The organism is Rudaea sp. 3F27F6 (assembly GCF_005503555.1).
Lineage (GTDB): Bacteria > Pseudomonadota > Gammaproteobacteria > Xanthomonadales > Rhodanobacteraceae > Rudaea.
Map to the genome: position 1 here is coordinate 1523282 of NZ_SCNG01000001.1, position 16776 is coordinate 1540057.

The window sequence follows — 16776 nt, forward strand, 5'->3', positions numbered from 1 at the left end:
GCACACGACGTCGTCAGGGCACGCGGCGCACTGCAGGCGGTTTCGCTGGCAATTCCTCGGTGACGACATCGAGGCGTTCGATCGCCTGCATGCCAGCCCAGAAGAACGGATGCGCAAAGGCGCGGCTGTGGGCCAGGTGCAGTTGCGCGCGGCGGAGTGCCGCGGCCGCGTCGCCCGGATTGTCGCGCAGCGCCGAGTAGAACGCAGGCACCCAAAGCACCGTGGCCGAGTCGCTGACCGGCCACAACGAAGCGACCACGCGGCGTGCACCTGCGCGCGCGACCGCTGAAGCGAAACTCAAGTTGCCGTTGACCGCCGTACCGGAGTCGCCGAGCTGGCAGGCATTGAGCACAACCAGATCGGCACGCACGCCGGCATCGAGGATATCGAGCCAACTCAGGAACGACGGCATCGTCTCGCCCGCACTCGGCTCGAGCCAGACGCCTGCGTAGCCGATGCGCGGCGGTTGTGCCATGCCGTGCGCGGCGATATGCACGAATGCGTCGCGGTCGTGCAGGGAATCGAACACCGCGTCGCGGGTGGCGCTCATATTCGCGTCGATATGCATGCCGGCAGGAACGAGTGCATCCCGTATCTGCTGCGCTTCGACGGCGGCATTCGTGAGATTCGGCAGTGAGATCTCGCCGGCCTTCAGTTGCGCGGCAGCGAGCACATGCACGCTCACGGACGAGCGCTTCGCGGCGACACTTTCGCGGGCGCCGAGGACACGCGCGAGAACCGTTGTCGTCGATTCGATCAGCGGCGCATCGCGGCCGGGCCAGCGCAACATCGCCCATGGAATGCCGTCGGAAAGCTCGTCGGCCACTATCCAGAGCCGCCGTGGCGGCGCGCCGGGAACTTCGTGCAACAACGCATCGGACAATCCGCCCGCTGCTGCCTCGGCAGCAGTCAGCGAGCTGGTGGGCACGCGAAGCAATTCGCGCAATGTGGCCGTCTTTGCGCGTACCTCGTCGGCGTCGGCCGCTGGAATCAGCGCAGCCGAGCTGCGCGTCACCCAAAGCAACGCGCCGCGCGTGCCGCCGTCGAGATACGCCGCAAGCACATCGCCGTCGGACAGCGCGGCCTGCAGATGCGTCAACGTCAAAGCGGGCGATTGCCGAACGGCGACTGCCATGCCGTTCGTGGAATTGTTTTCGCTCGTCAGCAGCGCGAGCATACTTCGATGCGTTGCCGATTCCGCGGCCGCCCTCGCTCCCGGCTCCGTTGCGAGCAGTTCGGCGGCGACCGCACGGTCGAAAACCGAGCCGTCGCCTCGCGGCGTGCCGGCATCGCGATCGACCGCGATATCGCCCTGACCCAGCACCAGCCACGGCGCGATCGCTTCGACCGATGCTGTGGGCAATGGCGTAATCGGGCTCCCGATCAAATAACCCAGCGCCTTTCTCCGCAGCGGCACGGCGAGACGCTCGATGGTTTGGCCGAGCACGCCGTTGCCGGCGCGGCCGGCGAGAAGGCGTATTTGCTCTTTTGCGCCGGTCAGCGCCATCAAGCCTGCTTCGACGTCGCCGCTGCGCAGCCTGATCTCTGCGTCGACGTCGGCCAGCGCAACCTGATCGGCGAGCGGAAGCGGTCTGCTCCACGCTCGCTCCGCGGCGGATCGAGCCTCGACGAGATCGCCTCTTTTCAGCGCAAGCATCGCCGTCAAGATTTGCCGCTGCCCTTCGTACAACGGCGGCAACTCACGAATTTCCTGCACCGTAGCAGCCGCCGCGCTATGGCTTTGCCGCTGCGCCGCAAGGCGCAAACGCGCGAGGCGCGTCCAATCCCGAGCGGGCGATGCGCCTTCGCTCGCGTAGCGGTCTTCCGCGAGACCGTACCAGAACAGCGCCGAATCGAAGTGCTGCGTTTGTGCTTCCAGATCGGCAAACACGCGTGCGCGCAACGCAAGCGAGTGTTGCGACGGCAAAAATGCATTGACTTCGGAAAGCGCGCCGTAGGCTTCGTACCAGGCGCCTATCTGCCCGAACAATATTGCTTCGTTTAAGCGCGAAGACGCACGCCAGAACAACGCCCCCGATCCCGCCTGCTCGAATTCGCGGTTGGCCAGATCGATGTGCCGTATCGACGCGACGACGTCGCCCGCCTGCTGGTCGAGCACTGCCAACAGAAGATGCAGCCGTCCGCGCGTCATCACGGCATTCGGACCCGCGGTAAGTGCGAGTGCGGACGATGCCAGCGCGCGCGCCGACGCGAGCTTGCCCTGTACGCGCTGCAGCGTCGCCAGGTTCCGCATCACGCTGGCCGATTCGTTGCGTTCGTCGAGCGTCGCAAGTGCGGCGAGCGCGCGGTTGTAGCATCGTTCGGCATCGGCATATTTTCCCGAACGATGCAAAACGAGACATCGAGCGTTGAGCAGGCGCGCGTCGAAATAAGTCGATGGAGCCGCGGCGCCGGCAAAGCGTTCGGTGTCGCGCAACACCGCGGCGTCGTCACCTCCCTCGTAGAATGCCTCGACCCGGCCGACGCGCGCCGCCGCAGCATAGTTCGGCTCTGCGGCAAGAATCCAGCCACGTTCGCTTTCGGCGAATGCTTCGGCGGCGCGTCTGCCTTGATTCGCGGCCAAGAAGGTCATGGCCCGATAGTGGTCGATCAGCGCGTTCGCGTGCGGATCCGTAGCAGAGCGCTGCAGTTCATCGAGCGCGGGCAGCAAGCGCAGAACGCCAGCGGCATCTTCGGGAGAATCGATCTGCGCATCGATTCCCGCCAGTTTCGTCAACCAGTCCAATTGAGCTCGATTACGGGCGGCGAGATCGCAGTGCGCGGTCAACGCAACCGCGCCGGCCGCCTCGTTCGGCTCTCCGCGGCGCAACGCGATCTTCTGCCCGGGATGCGTATCGAGCCAATAGCGTCCGTAGCGGCGAGGCTGCGAAATGCGGATTGCCGACGACTCCGCACCGGGCAGAACGAGCAATTGACCGATTTCTTCGATTTCCAGCCATCCGCCGGCACTCTCGAAAACGCGCTCACCATCCTTGGACGGCAGTGCAAACACCTCCCGCTGCGCGACGCAATCGATTCGCACCATATCGGCAATCGCGGGAAAGCACGGTAAGCTTGCCAAGAGCAGAGCCCATGATGACAGCGCCGCGAACCGCCGCACGACGCGCACACTGAACTCAGGTATGAAATGTAGGTAACCCGTCTACGCTGCCCAGATATTCCCATGGCAGCGTATAAATCGGGTTTGCCACAGTGAAACCTCCTTCCCGGGCCAACACCAGTCCCACAGCGCAATGTGACTGCTGGCCCACGATGACCGCGCCCGAGTCTCCCTGGTGAGCCTGACACTCCTTGAAAAACAGTTGCTCGTAGAACATCGTCCACCCCCCGTCATTCCACCTTACTTTTCTCGAACCAACGCCGCCGAACGTCATTGCCGGCGTCACACATCCTGACCCGGCTCCGATAAAGCGAAACGGCTGGTTCACCTGAAAATCATCGGCACTCCCCAATTTGCTCGGTGGAGACCATTCCAATACTTGATCCAAACCCGTCCCGCCCACTGGATCTGTCATTTCGATCAAAGCACAATCGAAACGACGCGGGGCATTCACAGAGTCCGGCTCAAATTTAAGCAGCTCACCAATTTTTACATCTTGGGCTCCGCCATACCGCAAGTACACCTCGGTTCCAGCATAATTTTGGGCTTGGTCACTCGGATAGAGTCCATGGCGGCTACCAATGCCGACGACGCGGTCATCCAACTTAAAAATCCACCCCAGAGTGCTGTAAGCCTCCCTGTCTTCGTTTACAGGGTAGATCCCATCGCCCGCCGAACCGGCGAGGAGTTGCAGGTGGAGAGAGTAATCGCTTCCCGGCATCCTTATAACACCATGAACTTCCATGGCATGTCGAAACCTCTCGCTGCCATCGAACAGCCTCTTATCGATTGGCATGGCTATCGCTGAATTCGCAGGCAGCAGTTCAGGTATTGCAATGGCACACTGATAACCCTCCGGATCCAAGCGCAGACCTGCAAAACCAGGGTCGTTTCGAATTTCGCTCGGTACGGCATTCTCGAGCGCACGGAGCTTGAGCAACAGTTGATCCATAGGCATAGGCATGTCTGCTTGTCTCCATTGATTCAAGGATAGTCGTGGCCACCGCTGCCGGTGCCGTTTTCAGTTTTGCCGCCTATCACATCGCATGTATCGTCGTTGGGCTTGGTCGGCCACTGCCGAAATTGCACGCCATGGTCCGGGCGATCCCCCGCACATGTAGAGTCTTTAGTAAAAGCTTCGACGTAATAGTAGCGTTCGATACGAGGCACGTTCGGCGTATCTGCCAAGTTCATTTGCCCTTTTCGATCATCCGCCAGCATGACAAAGTAAGTGACGCCATCACGCTCACCATACCAATAGAATTCACCCTCGTTTCCTCCGGCCTTCAGATCCAGATCGAACAGTGAGGGCGTTGTCTCCCATGCGTCGGTATCCACTATGTCGCGCGGGTACAAGGATGAGTTGAATAGACGTAAAGTCAGTTCTTTGTCTTTGGAGTTTTTCTTTTTCACGATCACGAACCAGTCGTTTTCCTTGATGCCCACGTTCGCGAAAGTGAACGACTGGCTCTTGCAAGAGCCTTCGGACGGGGCGTTCAAATGGATGATCTTCGCCGATCCCAACTTGCCTTCGGGCGTCATTGTCAACAAAGCTTCCGGCTTCATCATTTTTCGTACATGCATCGGGTCGTGCTGGGATTCGCGTAGGCAATACGATTGAGGTCCCACCAAGTCTTGTCCAATGCAATAGAAACCGGATTTGCCGTCTCCGGATTTCCTCGGGTTCGATGGGTCGTTGCAGGTCACGTTTTTTTGCGGTGCCGCCAGGGCCGAAGAAGATTTGGCGCCATACGCGGAGCAAAAGACCCCCATCAAGGCTATGCAGAAAATGCACAGCCTCGTGATTTTGAATGCGTTCATTGTCAGCTCCCGTTTTGCGGCGCGGTGCGTACCGGTTGCACGATGCGTTGCGCGCCGAGCGAATAGGTCAATTCGATTGGTTGATCCAAACGGTCGGACGAAAGTAAGAAAGTGACGAAACCTTCGTCCGAACGCTGCACCGCTACACTCTTCAAACCTACGATTCTCAGTTGCAGATCCTGTGCGCCTTGCGGAACGGCGACCTCCACGAGAACGTAACCGGATCTGTTTTTGCCGCTGTTTGTCACGATTGCGGAGCCGCCCCCTCGCATCGTGCCGTAGTCTCTGATCAGCACCGGGTCGACGATGAGTGCCGGCCCTCCGCCGTCCGGGGTCGCGATGCGCTGCGCGAGCCATCCTCCGCCCACGCCGAGCAGGAGGCACGCCGCCATCACTAACCCCTGCCAGCCATGCCGACGCCGCTGCGTTCGGCCGGCATCGACGGGACGAAACATCTCGACGTTGTCACCCGTTGCACTCCAAGCCGCCATGCCCGCTCCCGCGTCCGCCAGACCGTCGCGCAAATCCGAATCCGCATCGATCTTCTGCAGCAGTTCGGGTTTGTCTATCACGTACGCTTCGAACCAAGCCTCCTCCTCGGCGTCCAGTTGCCGATCGAGGTAACGCTCGAGCCAAGCGGCTTCCAGCCACGTGGCCAAACGGCTTGGGCGATTCGCTTCCGTCACGGGGTGATTCCTGTTGCATGCCCCTGACATTTCATCAGGAGTTGCCATGGCGAGATTTGTCTCATCGAATATCTCCAACGCTGCTTTCGATCAGTTCGCGCAGGCGTTCGCGGGCCCGGAAAATCAGGCGGCGAAAATGGCTCGGATCGATACCGAGATCGGCACAGATTTCGTCTTTATCATGTTCTTCCAGGTAGAAACGCGCCAATAGCGCGCGATCGCGCGCGACCGGCATTTCGGCGAGCACCGTGCGTACATGCGCAGCAAGCTGCTGGGTACGCAGTCGTTCGGCTGGATCGCCGTGTTCCGCGGGTAGCTGTTCCAGCACTTCCGCAGCCACGGGCTCGCCGCGACCTGCGCGGCGGCGGTATTCCGCCGTGGTGGAGTGGACGATGGCCTGACGCAGATAACCCGGCAGCGCCGCGGGGTCGCGAAGTTCGCGCGCGCGCAGCTTCTCCAGCACATGATGCAAAACGTCTTGGACGAAGTCGTCGAGCATCGGCTCGTTCGGCCGCGTATGCCGTCGCACCAATACGCGCACTACGTTCTGATATTCGCGCACAAACAGGGTTTCTGCGCTTTTGTCGCCCGCGCCGATGCGCGCGACGAGATCGCGCGCCGTATCGCCCGTTTGCGGTAGTACGGCCGACACCCAATCCCCCTGCCGGGGCTTCTATGCACCGGCCGCTCTTTTATAGCAGTTTTGCACGCAAGCCGGGTAGTGACTGCCCCCGAGGGCACAGAATTGTGGCTCCGGTCACACGGGAGCGACGAGCATCAGACTTTGTAACCGCGATGAATCGCCACGATGCCGCCGGTGAGATTGCGCACGTCGACGCGGGCGAAGCCGGCCGCTTCCATCATCGCCTTGAGCGTGGCTTGGTCGGGGTGCTTGCGGATCGACTCGGCGAGGTACTGGTAGCTCTCGGCGTCGCCCGCGATCAGCGCGCCCATGCGCGGCAGCACCTGGAAGGAATGGAAGTCGTAAAGTTTCTTGAGCAGCGGGTCGCGCACTGCGGAGAATTCGAGAATCAGCGCACGGCCGCCGACGCGCAGCACGCGGAGCATTTCGCGCAGCGCCTGGTCTTTGTCGGTGACGTTGCGCAGGCCGAACGCGATCGTCACCGCGTCGAAACTCGCATCGGGAAACGGCAGCGCCTGCGCGTTCATCTGCGCATAGTGCAGACCGCGCACGCGTCCTTCGTTGAGCAGGCGGTCGCGGCCTTCGCGCAGCATCGCCGCATTGATGTCGCCGAGCACCACGCTGCCAGTCTCGCCGACATAGGGCAGCAGTAGCGCAGCGATGTCGCCCGTGCCGCCGGCGAGATCGAGCACGTGGTCACCCGTGCGCACGCCGCTTGTCGCCGCGAACCAGCGCTTCCACAGGCGATGGACGCCGAACGACATGGCGTCGTTCATCACGTCGTACTTCGACGCAACCGACGTGAACACCTTGCCGACGAGTTTTTCTTTCTCGCCGACCGGCACGTCGCGGTAGCCGAAATGGGTGGTCGGAGTGGGGTTGGAGTTGGCGTCGCTCATACCGCTATCTTATTCGAGATCGCATCGCCGCGTTCAGCGCAGCGCCTTGGCCAGCGCCTTCTGCACTTCGCCGGCGATGTCGTCCTGGATCATCAGCAGGTCGGCGGCGGGCCGGTCGTAGGTTTCGGACCAGAGCACGTAGCCGTCGTCGGCGCGCATCAGCCGCGCGGCGACGCGCAGGGTCGAGCCGGATTTGCGCACGCTGCCGTCGAGCACGTAGACCACGCCGAGCTGCCTGCCGACTTCGGCGACCGCGAGCTGCTTGCCTTTGAGATGGAACGACGCGGTCGGCGCGGGTACGCGCGCGCCCGGAATCTTGCTGAGCTTGCCGATCAGTTCCTCGGTCATGCCGTCGGCGAACTCTTCCTGGACCATGCCTTCGGTGAGGTCGAGAAACGGCAGCACGCCGATCGACGGCGACGCGGGATGCGCGGCACTCGCGGCGCCGATGCCGCCTGCCGGCGGACGGCTCAACAACAAACCGACCGCGGCGAGGACGAGGATCAGCGCGAACGCGGCGGCGACCAGCGGAACGACGCGCCGCGCACGCACGGGCGGCTGCGCCGCATGCGGCGCGTCCGTCGAGGGCGCAGCCTCCGGCAGTGGTGGCGCGGCGGCCGGCACCGGCTCGTCATCGTCGGACCAGGGGCCGACTGCGGCGATCATGCGATAACCGAGCCGCGGCACGGTGGCGATATAGGCCGGTCGCTTCGGGTCGTCGCCGAGCTGGCGGCGCAGCGAGGTGATCGCCTGGTAGACCGAATCCGGCGTCACGATCACGCCGGCCCATACGCGGTCGAGCAGTTCGTCGATGCTGACGACCTCACCCGCACGCCCGGCGAGGTGAAGCAGCAGACGCATGGTGCGCGCCTCGACGCGCACGATTTCTCCGCTGGCGCGCGACATCTCGCCCGCGAGGGGGTCCACGCGCCACGCGCCGATGCGCAATGGAAATTTCGCCGATTCGTTCACGTTGCCAGGTGCGGACTCAGAAACATTCGCGCGAAGTATAGCGAGACCGCCGCCGCCGCTACGCGATAACGGTGCGGTATCGCCCGCGTCCTACCGCGGTTTTCAGACGGCTTCAGAGTTTTTCAGACCGCGCTCAGGACTTCCGTGTGGCGGCGCAGGCAGAGTCGGCGCGCATTTTCCCATCCACCGCCGCCGGCTCCGTGCCGGCCGCACGAAGGAGCCGCCATGCTGCATCACCATGTCCTCGCCGTCATGCTCGCCCTTGCCTCGCTTCCGTTGCAAGCGGCCAGCTACACGATCGATCCGCGCCATACCCAGGGCGTGCTCAGTTGGAACCACCTCGGTTTCTCCAATCCGACCGCGCAATTCAGCCTGGTCCAGGGTGCGCTGCAGTTCGACCCGGCCAATCCGGCGGCGTCGACCGTACGTGCCACGATCGCTTTGACTCATCTGCACACCGGCGTGCCTGAGTTGGACGACTATCTGCGCGACCCGGTGTTTTTTGACGTCGCCCAATTCCCGACCGTCACGTTCAAGAGTTCCAAGGTCGAAACCGCCGGCGCGCCGAACCGGCTCAAAGTCGGCGGCGACTTGACCGTGCGCGGCGTGACCAAACCCGTCATGCTCGAGGTTACCGTCAACAAGATCGGCTCCGATCCCCGCTACAGCGAACTGACGATGGCCGGATTCGAAGCGACCGCGGTTCTCAAGCGTTCCGACTTCGGCATGGGCAAATACGTCGACCTCGTGAGCGACGAGATCCGCATCCGCATCACCTGCCAGGCCATTGAAAGCAACGCCTACGCGAAACATCTGCAAGCCGACGCCGCGCGCGCGGTCAAAGACGCCGCAGAGAAGGCCCTCCTCGCCAAAAATGCCGCGGCGGACGCCGAAGACGCGGAGAAGGATGCGGCACAGCAAGCGGCTTTCGCCAAATACGCAGCCGAGAACACGGGCATGGCCGGACAGGCCGCAGAAAACACTTCGGCGACCATGGACGGTATGGAGAAGAAACAGTGAGATCGTCCCGCGCACGCGCAGGCCGCTTGTTTGCGCTTCTACTCGCAGCGATGCCGCTCGCCGGCACAACTGCACACGATGCGGCGGCAGCCGACATGTCCGATCCGAACTGGGTCGGCACCTGGAGCGCCGCGGCGCAGCCGTATATGCCCGGCCAGCTCGCTGCGTGGCGCAACCAAAGCCTGCGCCTGATCGTGCATACGAGCGTCGCCGGCAACAAGGTCCGCGTGCTCGTATCGAATCGTTACGGCGAGCGTCCGCTGAATATCGGCGCGGCGCATGTTGCGCGCCGCACACACGACGCCGAGATCGATCCGGCTTCGGACCGGACACTGCACTTCGACGGCCAAGCCGCGACGACGATTCCTGCACACGCGGAAGCGCTTAGCGACGTGGTCGATCTCGACGTGCCCGCGCTGTCCGACCTGGCGATCAGCCTGTTCCTCCCCGATGCAACCGAGGCGACCACCTCGCACCTGCTTGCGCAGCAGACGAGTTACGTCTCCACCGCAGGCGACGCCACCACGACCGCGAAATTTCCAGTCGCCGCGACGATCGATTCATGGCCGTTTCTGACCCGCATCGACGTCGCCGCAACGGCGCGTGCCGCCAGCGTCGTCGCCTTCGGCGATTCGATCGTCGATGGCGACGGATCGAGCGAGGATGCCAACCAGCGCTGGCCGGACCTGCTCGCCGCGCGCCTGCATCGCGCCGGCCGTGATATCGGCGTGCTCAACCAGGGGATCATCGGCAATCGCCTGCTGCGCGACAGCCCCGGCGATGCGCGCTTCGGCGCCGCGCTCGGCGAAGCGGGGCTGGTGCGCTTCGCACGCGATGCGCTCGACGCGCCTGGCGCCGCATGGGTGATCGTGCGCAACGGCGGCAATGATCTGCGCTTTCCGGGCGCACTCACACCGGCGAGCGAGACCGCCACGGCACAGGACCTGATCAAGGGTTATCGCACACTGATCGCGCAGGCGAAGCGCAAAGGCATCCGCATCATCGGCACGACAACCACACCTGCCGAAAACGCGACTTTGTTTCCAGGCGCCTCGACGCCGCAAAAGGAAGCAGCGCGTCAGGCGGTCAATGCGTGGATGCGCAGCAGCGGCGAGTTCGACGCCGTCGTCGATTTCGACGCGGTCGTGCGCGATCCGCAGCGGCCCGCGCGGCTGCTGGCGAGATACGACAGCGGCGATCATCTGCATCCGAACGATTCAGGCTATGCGGCGCTGGCCGAAGCGATTCCGCTGTCGCTCTTCGACACTGCCAGCGGAGCGAAGTGAGCCGCCATGACCTCGTCTGAATTGTTGGAATCCCGGCTGCTCGATGCGCCAGTGTCGAAGCGTACGAAAGCGCGCGGCGATGTCTTTTATCTGGTCATGGCAATCGTCGTTGCCGCCGTCGTCACGATCGGCTTCGCCCCCAACCTCGATGCGCGCTTGCTGCATCCGTCGTCGCCGCGCCCGACCATCCTCTATCTGCACGTCGCCGTTTCGATAAGCTGGGTGTTGCTGTTCATCGCACAGGCCGCGCTGGTGCGGACGCGCAAAGTAGCCTGGCATCGCCGGCTCGGACTCGGCGGTCTCGCAGTCGGCACCTTGCTGCCGCCGCTCGGCCTCGCCACGGCGATCGTCACCACGCGCATGGGCATCGCCGAAGACCCGGCCGGCAGTATCGGCGGCATGGCGTTCTTCGCCGTGTCCTGCCTCGACATGCTCGCCTTTAGTCTCGCGTTCGGACTCGCGATCGCCTGGCGCCGCCGGCCGGACGACCACAAACGCTTGATGCTGATCGCGACCTGTTGTCTGCTCAGCGCGGCCTTCGCGCGCTTTCCGCATTGGCTGGTGCCGAGCCGCATGTGGTACGTCGCCGTCGATCTGCTGATCCTCGCCGGCGTCGCGCACGACATCGTCGTCGCGCGCAGCGTCCATCGCGTCTATCGGTACGCGCTGCCGATCCTGATCCTCGGCCAGGCAGCGGCAATGTGGATTTCTCTCACGCGCGCGCCGGCATGGATCGCCGCGGTGCGGCCTCTGTTCGCTTAGCGAGCGAGGCACGTTTCGGCGGCCGAAACCGCCGAAGCGTCAATGCAAAAGCAACGCCCAGACAAAGATGCCGGCGCCGATCAAGCCGAGCGCGGTCGAACCGAGCCACGCGAGGCGCTTGCGCGTCAGCGCCGCGACGGCACCGAGCGCGATCGCCACCTGCAGCATCGCGACCGAATAGGCGAAGTAGTGATGCTGATGGATCAGCTCGTCGGCCTCTTTGCCTTTTTCGTCACGTGCGTGCTCGAGTTCTTCGGCCTTCTTCTTCGCTTCCTGCTGCTCGTCCTTGTAGCGCGCAACGTTCTTTTCGGTCTCGGGCGGCACCGGCTTGTCCGCACTCGCGAGCACGCCTTTCTGCGCCTCGAACACGACGGCCTTGATGCCTTTGGCCTGATAGTAGGCCCACTGGTCGGATGCCTGCGCCTGCAACTGCGTGGCCTCGGTTTTCAGCGCGAGCGCTTCGTTGACCGTGCCGCCGGCGAGCAGCGACGCCACCGCGGCGAATGCGGCGAACAGCGCCGTCGTCAGCGCGATCGTGCGCAGCAGTTCCCCGCCTTCCTTTTCGACTTCTTCGTGGATCGCTTCGTGCAGTTTATCGGTGTCGATTTCGATTTCTTCAGGCATGGCAATTTCCCCTATCGAACGATGGCAATCAGTCTGCCGAGAGCGATGTTAAGGAATGTAGAAGTCGCCCGATCGGCCGCGCACCGCGAGTCTTCGTGCCGATCGTCGCTAGCGCGAAGACGGCGCGTCAATCGAGAAACAAATCCGGCAGCAGCGGTTTCGTCGGATCGACGGCATAAGCGGAGAAATCGCCGACGCCGGCCGCGCGTAGCACCTCATCGTCGATGTAGAACCGGCCGGTCGCCGCACGCGCAGGCTGGGTGAGGACCGCGTGCGCGGCATCGGCCATGATTTCGGGCTTGCGTCCGTTGCCCGAGTCGACGCCCGGAATCATGTTGAGCGCATCGGTCGCGATCAGCGTACGCGGCCACAGCGCATTGATCGCAACGCCCTGATCGGCGAACTCGGCTGCGAGGCCGAGGGTGACGAAGCTCATGCCCATTTTCGCCAGCGTGTAGCCCGTGTGCGGCGCCCACCACTTCGGGTCGAGCGAAGGCGGCGGCGCGAGGGTCAGGATATGCGGATTCTGCGCCTTGAGCAGATGCGGCAGGCACGCCTGCGCGCACAGGAACGAGCCGCGCGAATTGACCTGCGCCATCAGATCGAAACGCTTCATCGGCGTGTCGAGCGCGCCGCGCAACCAGATCGCGCTGGCGTTGTTGACGAGGATGTCGATGCCGCCGAAGCGCGCGGCGGTCATGTCGACGGCGGCGCGCACTTCGGCCTCTTCGCGGATGTCGCACTTGATCGCGAGCCCCTTGCCGCCGGCCGCGTCGACCGCCGCCGCGGCCGTATGGATCGTGCCGGGCAGCTTGGGATTCGGCACGTCGGATTTCGCCGCGATGACCACGTTGGCGCCGTCGCGCGCGGCGCGCAGCGCGATCGCCAGGCCGATGCCGCGCGATGCGCCGGTGATGAAGAGGGTCTTGCCTTGCAGCGTGGCCATCGTTGTCGTCCTCTGATTGTGCAACTGAAAAATCCGTCTCGCGCGAAGCGGCGATGAAACGGCGCGAACTCGACTGTCCCGCGCCTTGGAGCGAATCCGCTCGCGCGTCACGGCGGGATTGAATCAACCTTGCTGGAATCTCGGCAGAGTGTGCATCAACTGTGTGAGCCTTTCGAGCGGGTCGGTGGTCTGCAGCAGCATCTGCCGCTCGCGGTTCTCCAGCGGCAGCAGTTCCGCGAGGCGGAAGCCGACCCAGCCGGCGTCGTCGAACTGGGCGCGCGGCGCCTTCGCGTGCGCGCCGCCGGTTTTTTCGAGCAGGCGTTCGAGGATCGTCGCGAGCAGGTGGAATTCGACCGGCACTTCGGCCCGGTCCTCGTCCGGCCAAACCTCGACTTCGCCGTGGGCGAGGCCGTTGTCGCGCACGCGCGAACGCGCAAGGCGGAAACGCCGCTCGCCGCGGGCGCGAATGCCGAGCAGGCCGTCGGGCGTGGTCGAAAAATCGACGATGTGCGCGAGCGTGCCGACCGCGGCGGGCGTCGCCGGCTCGCCGACTTCGGCGCCGTCGAGGATCAGGCAGATGCCGAACGGCGAACTGCCGCGCGCGCAGTCGCGCACCATGTCGAGATAGCGCGGCTCGAAAATGCGCAGCGCGACCTCGCCGCCCGGAAACAGCACGGCGTTGAGCGGGAACAGCGGGATATCGATGCGCGTCGCGGAAGCAGTCACGCGACCACTTTAACATTCCCGCGCCAACCTTCTGCCGCGAGTCAATGCGCGCCGAGGGTTGCCGACGCGGACATCCACTACAAATCGAAGCCGACGCCGACGAGCACGGCGGTCTCGCCCCAGTTCGGCTTGCGCGCGCCGCCGTCGGAGATGTGACGGAGCTGCAGACTCAAGTGATGCCAGGTATAGCCGAACGTGCTGACGAACTCGAAGCCGTCGCTCAGCGCGCGCGTGCGCCCGTCCTGCGCGGCGACCTGGAAACTGAAGAACAGATTGCGATACCAATCGTCCGCGCCGCCGTAGCGAAAACGCGCACCGCCGGCGAGCAGGAGCACGTCGTCGTCGGTGCGGTAGCGGCGCGATTCGCGGCGGCGTTCGTCGCCGCGCCCCTCGATCCAGCCGAGGCTGACGTCGGGCGCCCAGGTGAAGCGACTGTCACCGAAGCGATGTTCGTCGAACACGGCTTCGACGAAGACGGTGTTGGTGCCGTCGCGCGAGGACATGAAACTGCGTCCGGCCTCTAAATTCCATTCCGCCGCGGCGGCGGGCAAAGCAAGAAAAGCAAGCGATGCGGCGGCCAGCGCGCGCAGTCGGTGGAGAAGTACGTGCATGTGTCGATCCGGTTGCTGCGAAAGAACGTAGCCGAAATCGATTCACCTTGCTGAATTTTCAACTGGCGAGTACAGAAATTCTCTGTTCCGTATGGCGAACGATCGCCGACGGTGCGTCACGTCACATTTCTATTTCGCGGCGACGGCGGCGACGAAGCGCCGCGGCGCATTCTCGAAGCCGCCGTTCGACATGAAGACGACGTGGTCGCCGGGCTTCGCTTGTTCGCGCAGTGCGGCGATGAGGGCATCCACCGTGGGCGCTGTGTGGCCGCGCCCGTGCAGGGCGTCGGTCACCTTGGCCGCGTCCCACGGCAGCTCCGCGCGGCGCAGGAAGACGACGGCATCGGCGTCGGCGAGGCTCGGCGCGAGTTCGTCGGCGTGTGCGCCGAGGCGCATCGAGTTCGAGCGCGGCTCCATGCCGACAAGGATGCGCGCCTTGCCGACTTTCGCGCGCAAGCCGGCGAGTGTCGTCGCGATCGCGGTCGGATGATGGGCGAAGTCGTCGTAGACCTTGATGCCCTGCGCTTCGCCGACGAGTTCCATGCGCCGCTTCGCGCTGCGGAAATCGGCGAGGCTCGCGATCGCCGTGCCGATGTCGGCGCCGCCCGCGTGCGCCGCGGCCAGGGCCGCGAGCGCGTTGGCGACGTTATGCCGGCCGATCAGCGGCCAACGCACGATGCCGACTTCTTCGCCTGCGCGGATCACGGCGAATTCGCTGCCGTCGGCAACGATCAGGCGCGCGCGCCAGTCGCCCCGGTCGAGCCCGAACGTCGTCACCGGCGACCACGCGCCGAGCGCGAGCACTTCGGCGAGATGCCGGTCCTCGGCGTTGACGATCAGGTGGCCGTTGCCCGGTACGGTGCGCACGAGATGATGGAACTGGCGCTGGATCGCGGCCACGTCGGGGAAGATGTCGGCGTGGTCGAACTCAAGATTGTTGAGGATCGCGATCTGCGCGTGGTAGTGGACGAACTTCGAGCGCTTGTCGAAGAACGCGGTGTCGTATTCGTCGGCTTCGATGACGAAGTCGGGACTCGCACCGAGCCGCGCCGACACGCCGAAATTTTCCGGCACGCCGCCGACGAGAAATCCGGGTTCGCGACCGCAGGCTTCGAGAATCCAGGCGAGCATCGCCGTGGTCGTGGTCTTGCCGTGGGTGCCGGCGACGGCGAACACGCGGCGCTCGCGCAGCAGCGCATCGCCGATCCACTGCGGGCCGGAGACATAGGACAAGCGCGCGTTCAACAAGTATTCGACCGCCGGATTGCCCCGCGACAGCGCGTTGCCGACGACGACGAGATCGGGCGCCGGTGAATCCGCGTCCGCCTGCAGATGCTCGGCGCGATAACCCTGCTTGAGCGCGATGCCGAGCGCGGCGAGCTGGTCGCTCATCGGCGGATAGATGTTCTGGTCCGAACCTTCGACTTCGTGGCCGAGCTCGCGCGCAAGTGCGGCGACGCCGCCCATAAAGGTGCCGGCGATTCCGAGAATATGCAGTTTCATGCTTGGGCCGATCGCTCTCGATCTAGGCGTTCAACGGCGAACGCAGGCGTGCCGGCTCACGCGGGTGCTCCGGAAAGCGAGGCCAGAGCGACTGCCGCGAGTATCCACATCAAGGCCACGCTGATGCCGCCGCCAAAGGAAATATCCAAGCTGTGGCGGAACACGTGCGCATCGACCATCACCTTCCAGATCAGCAAAGGCAGCGCAATCAGGCCGGCCAGCATCTGCGCGCCGGTCATCTGCTCGGCAGTCTGCGGCGGGGTACCGAAGAGCAGCGCGACCGGAATGCCCATCACTTTGAACGCCACGTCGCAGCCGACAAACGCCGTCGCGGTCTGCACGAAGCGGCTGCCCTTGTCACGCAGCGTCAGCAACAGGCGCAGCAGGCCAAGCGAGAATGCCAAGGCCAACGCCGACCCAACCAGCACCATTCCCACACTGATCTCGCGTATCCACGCGACCGGCAACTGCGCGGCAATGGACAACGCCGCGACGGTGACGAGCAATTGCGTCGAATACGGCAAATCCTGCGGGCCGCGGCGCAGCAGCAGGATATCGCGGAAGGTTTCTACAACGGAGGACATGGAAGCAGGCGCGGACAAAGTTCACACATGGTCCACGAGTGTACCAGTTTGCTCTCAATCCTCTGCAGCCGAAGGCCAAACGCCGCTTTGGTGTTCGAGAACACAGGCATCACCGTTGACGAAAGATTTGCCTGGTCAACGCTCGGTGCGCGAAGTGAGGGTTGCAATGCCTGGGCATCGTCACGCACCGCTCATATCGTTCCGATCAGCCGGCCAACTTCTTCCGTCGTGCCGCCGCTTTGCGACGATATATCCGCCCTGCGAGACGATAAGGATCGTTGCCGTTGCTATAGGCAAGGCCCTTCTTCGCCGCCCAATAGGTACCTGAGCCGATCCCTACGCCGAAGGCGGAAAACAGCAAGGAAAACAAGAAACCGTTCACCTCACTAACGACGTTGCTCTGTCGATCGCGGACTGGCACCACGCCCCATCCGTACTGATGGAATATATATACCGGAAAGAGCAACGCCAAGACGACTATAACGATCGAGAAAAATTTCTGGATCCGACAAAATATTCTGATTTCGGCGCGCGTGCGAACCAGCATGCGAGCCCGAGCGATGTTCGGCTTC

Annotated in this window: 17 protein-coding genes; 3 read left to right on the forward strand and 14 right to left on the reverse strand. The window is 63.8% G+C overall.

Translation table 11 applies throughout. The features are described from left to right. Window positions 1-13 precede the first annotated feature (13 nt). The 7 genes from FFS30_RS06500 to FFS30_RS06530 form a co-directional block, all read right to left on the reverse strand. Window positions 14-3046, reverse strand: a complete 3033-nt coding sequence (locus FFS30_RS06500; protein WP_137912251.1) for a CHAT domain-containing protein — start codon at window positions 3044-3046, stop codon at window positions 14-16. Between the two features lie 91 nt (window positions 3047-3137). Continuing rightward, window positions 3138-4073 carry a hypothetical protein gene (locus FFS30_RS06505; RefSeq protein ID WP_137912252.1) on the reverse strand — a complete coding sequence of 312 codons (936 nt, stop codon included), beginning with the start codon at window positions 4071-4073 and terminating at the stop codon, window positions 3138-3140. A 32-nt stretch (window positions 4074-4105) separates the two neighbouring features. Continuing rightward, the gene (locus FFS30_RS06510) at window positions 4106-4942 is read right to left on the reverse strand and encodes a hypothetical protein (protein ID WP_137912253.1); all 837 of its coding nucleotides are present in this window, start codon (window positions 4940-4942) and stop codon (window positions 4106-4108) included. A gap of 2 nt (window positions 4943-4944) precedes the next feature. Then, the gene (locus FFS30_RS06515) at window positions 4945-5628 is read right to left on the reverse strand and encodes a hypothetical protein (protein WP_137912254.1); all 684 of its coding nucleotides are present in this window, start codon (window positions 5626-5628) and stop codon (window positions 4945-4947) included. 61 nt (window positions 5629-5689) lie between these two features. Next, window positions 5690-6280, reverse strand: coding sequence for a sigma-70 family RNA polymerase sigma factor (locus FFS30_RS06520; RefSeq protein WP_137912255.1), 591 nt, complete (start codon window positions 6278-6280; stop codon window positions 5690-5692). A gap of 125 nt (window positions 6281-6405) precedes the next feature. Then, window positions 6406-7170, reverse strand: a complete 765-nt coding sequence (gene ubiE / locus FFS30_RS06525) for a bifunctional demethylmenaquinone methyltransferase/2-methoxy-6-polyprenyl-1,4-benzoquinol methylase UbiE (RefSeq protein WP_137912256.1) — start codon at window positions 7168-7170, stop codon at window positions 6406-6408. A 33-nt stretch (window positions 7171-7203) separates the two neighbouring features. Further along, window positions 7204-8142: a winged helix-turn-helix domain-containing protein gene (locus FFS30_RS06530; protein WP_137912257.1), complete on the reverse strand. Its 939-nt coding sequence runs from the start codon at window positions 8140-8142 to the stop codon at window positions 7204-7206. A 225-nt stretch (window positions 8143-8367) separates the two neighbouring features. On the opposite strand from FFS30_RS06530, the gene FFS30_RS06535 reads away from it, so the two are divergent. From FFS30_RS06535 to FFS30_RS06545, 3 genes are all read left to right on the forward strand, one after another. After that, window positions 8368-9162 carry a YceI family protein gene (locus FFS30_RS06535; RefSeq protein ID WP_137912258.1) on the forward strand — a complete coding sequence of 265 codons (795 nt, stop codon included), beginning with the start codon at window positions 8368-8370 and terminating at the stop codon, window positions 9160-9162. Between the two features lie 95 nt (window positions 9163-9257). Then, window positions 9258-10448: an SGNH/GDSL hydrolase family protein gene (locus FFS30_RS06540; RefSeq protein WP_212742413.1), complete on the forward strand. Its 1191-nt coding sequence runs from the start codon at window positions 9258-9260 to the stop codon at window positions 10446-10448. Window positions 10449-10454: 6 nt separating this feature from the next. Further along, complete coding sequence (locus tag FFS30_RS06545; RefSeq protein WP_137912259.1) at window positions 10455-11210, forward strand: hypothetical protein; 756 nt, start codon at window positions 10455-10457, stop codon at window positions 11208-11210. A gap of 39 nt (window positions 11211-11249) precedes the next feature. On the opposite strand, the gene FFS30_RS06550 is transcribed toward FFS30_RS06545, so the two are convergent. The 7 genes from FFS30_RS06550 to FFS30_RS06580 form a co-directional block, all read right to left on the reverse strand. Further along, entirely contained in the window at window positions 11250-11834 is a 585-nt protein-coding gene (locus tag FFS30_RS06550) for a DUF4337 domain-containing protein (protein ID WP_137912260.1), read from the reverse strand. Between the two features lie 127 nt (window positions 11835-11961). Continuing rightward, window positions 11962-12780 carry an NAD(P)-dependent oxidoreductase gene (locus FFS30_RS06555; RefSeq protein WP_137912261.1) on the reverse strand — a complete coding sequence of 273 codons (819 nt, stop codon included), beginning with the start codon at window positions 12778-12780 and terminating at the stop codon, window positions 11962-11964. A 123-nt stretch (window positions 12781-12903) separates the two neighbouring features. Continuing rightward, a complete protein-coding gene (locus FFS30_RS06560) occupies window positions 12904-13506 on the reverse strand; it encodes an LON peptidase substrate-binding domain-containing protein (protein ID WP_137912262.1) in 603 nt (200 codons plus the stop codon). Window positions 13507-13583: 77 nt separating this feature from the next. After that, complete coding sequence (locus FFS30_RS06565) at window positions 13584-14117, reverse strand: lipid A 3-O-deacylase (RefSeq protein WP_137912263.1); 534 nt, start codon at window positions 14115-14117, stop codon at window positions 13584-13586. A gap of 129 nt (window positions 14118-14246) precedes the next feature. Next, complete coding sequence (gene mpl, locus FFS30_RS06570) at window positions 14247-15620, reverse strand: UDP-N-acetylmuramate:L-alanyl-gamma-D-glutamyl-meso-diaminopimelate ligase (protein WP_137912264.1); 1374 nt, start codon at window positions 15618-15620, stop codon at window positions 14247-14249. A gap of 56 nt (window positions 15621-15676) precedes the next feature. After that, complete coding sequence (locus FFS30_RS06575) at window positions 15677-16204, reverse strand: hypothetical protein (RefSeq protein ID WP_137912265.1); 528 nt, start codon at window positions 16202-16204, stop codon at window positions 15677-15679. A 205-nt stretch (window positions 16205-16409) separates the two neighbouring features. Then, window positions 16410-16751, reverse strand: a complete 342-nt coding sequence (locus FFS30_RS06580) for a hypothetical protein (RefSeq protein ID WP_137912266.1) — start codon at window positions 16749-16751, stop codon at window positions 16410-16412. Between the last annotated feature and the right edge of the window lie 25 nt (window positions 16752-16776).